At 63.1% G+C, this 1905-nt stretch carries 2 protein-coding genes; both read left to right on the forward strand.

Annotated features, from left to right (window positions below):
- The first annotated feature begins 144 nt into the window (after positions 1–144).
- The gene (locus tag WB528_RS09860; protein ID WP_423888232.1) at positions 145–1254 is read left to right on the forward strand and encodes an alpha/beta fold hydrolase; all 1110 of its coding nucleotides are present in this window, start codon (positions 145–147) and stop codon (positions 1252–1254) included.
- A gap of 145 nt (positions 1255–1399) precedes the next feature.
- Positions 1400–1645: a hypothetical protein gene (locus WB528_RS09865; protein WP_423888233.1), complete on the forward strand. Its 246-nt coding sequence runs from the start codon at positions 1400–1402 to the stop codon at positions 1643–1645.
- Positions 1646–1905 lie beyond the last annotated feature (260 nt).

Raw genomic sequence — 1905 nt, forward strand, 5'->3', positions numbered from 1 at the left:
GTAGAAGCGTCCGCCTGATCCTGTCGCCGGATCTTTCGATTCGCGAAGGCAGCCGGCGCTGAAGGCTTCACAGCCGCGACCGGCCAGCCTATCGTGCCGTGCAACCGATGGAAAATTCGGGGAATAATTTGGGGGGAACCACGCGTGAAACGCATTGTCCATGCTGCGGGCCTGAGCCTGCTGTTGTCGCTGTCGTCGTTCCCGGCTGTCGCGCATACGCCGCAGCAACCGCCGCATCAGTCCTATAGCGAAGGCGACCTCAAGCTCGAAAGCGGGGAGGCGATCAAGGATTTCTCGATCTCCTACGTCACCCACGGCACGCTGAACGAGAAGAAATCCAACGCCATCCTGATGGTGACGGCGCTCGGCGGCAATCATCACCGCATCGATTTCATGATCGGGCCGGGCAAGGCGCTCGACCCCGCCAGGTATTTCATCATCTGCACCGACGCCATCGGCAACGGCCTGACGACCTCGCCGAGCAATTCCAAGGCGCAGCCGCGCATGAGTTTTCCGAAATTCGTCATCCGCGACATGGTGGAATCGCAATACCGCCTGCTGAAGGAGAAATTCGGCATCGACCATGTCGTCGCCGTGATCGGTCCGTCGATGGGCGGCATGCAGACGCTGCAATGGGGCGTCAGCCATCCCGACTACATGGATGCGCTGGTGGCGATGGTGCCGCTGGCGAAGACGCCGGCCTGGAGCGTGGCGGTGGGCGCAGCCTCGCGCAATGCGATCATGGACGATGCGGCCTGGAACGGCGGCAATTACACCGCGCCGCCGGAGAAGGGCATCCGCCTGATGCGCGATATCCTCAATCTGATTTCGGCGCGCACGCCGGAAATGTATTCGGCGCAATTCAAGAACGGCATGGATGCGCTGCCCTGGATGGAGGCGCAGGAGGGCGGAATGCTGAAGGCCATGGACGCCAACGACTATATCTACCAGACCTTTGCCTATGAGAGTCATGACGTCGGCACCACCGCGGGCTTCAACGGCGACACCGCCAAGGCGCTGGCCTCGATCAAGGCGAAGACCTTGATCATGACCGGCACCAAGGACCTGCTCAATCCGGAGTTCGAGCCGATCGAAGCCGGCAAGAACATCCCCGGCGTCAAGATGCTGACCATCAGCCCCGGCACCGTCACCGGCCACGCTTCCGCCGGCGGCGCGTTTCCGGACGACGTCGCGTTTCTGAACCGCGAGACGACGGCCTTTCTGAATGGCGTGACCCAAGGCACGGCGCGATGACATTCTCTCTTTCGTCATACCCCGCGTAAGCGGGGTATCCAGTAAGCTGAGGCGCCTCAATTGGTGGCGAGTGGAACCGGATCGCTCGTTGCGGGGTTGTACGGTTAAGGAAATTGTCAGCCGCATCATCCCAGGACATTGCCTCATGAACACCATCGCCACCTTGTTCGCCGTCGCCGCGCTCGCGCTGGCAGTATCTTCGCCCGCCGACGCCAAGGGCTGCCTGAAGGGCGCGGTCGTCGGCGGCGTCGCCGGTCACTATGCCGGCCGTCACGGTGTGCTCGGCGCGGCCGCCGGCTGCCTCTACGGCCGTCACCATGCGAAGGAGCAGGAGCGGCAGCAGCGCACGCCGGAGCAGGATCCGAAGCGGTCGCCGCAGACCGGCATGTGAGGCGTCGGCTTCGTGATTGCGGTCGCGAGGGATGAACAGCGTCGTCCCTGCGAAAGCAGGAGCAGCAAATGCCACCGTCGTCCCGGCCAAGCGACCTGTCCGCCGTAGCTCGTAGAGCGAAGGCGGAAGCGCGAGCAGGGACCCATAACCACAGGGGTTTGTGGTTATCGATTCTGGGGCCACAGCTCGGCATCAAACCGACATCGGTGGCTATGGGTCCCCGCGCCAGTGCGCAATTGCGCACAAGGCGGGGACGACAC

Source organism: Bradyrhizobium sp. (assembly GCF_049586575.1).
GTDB lineage: Bacteria > Pseudomonadota > Alphaproteobacteria > Rhizobiales > Xanthobacteraceae > Bradyrhizobium.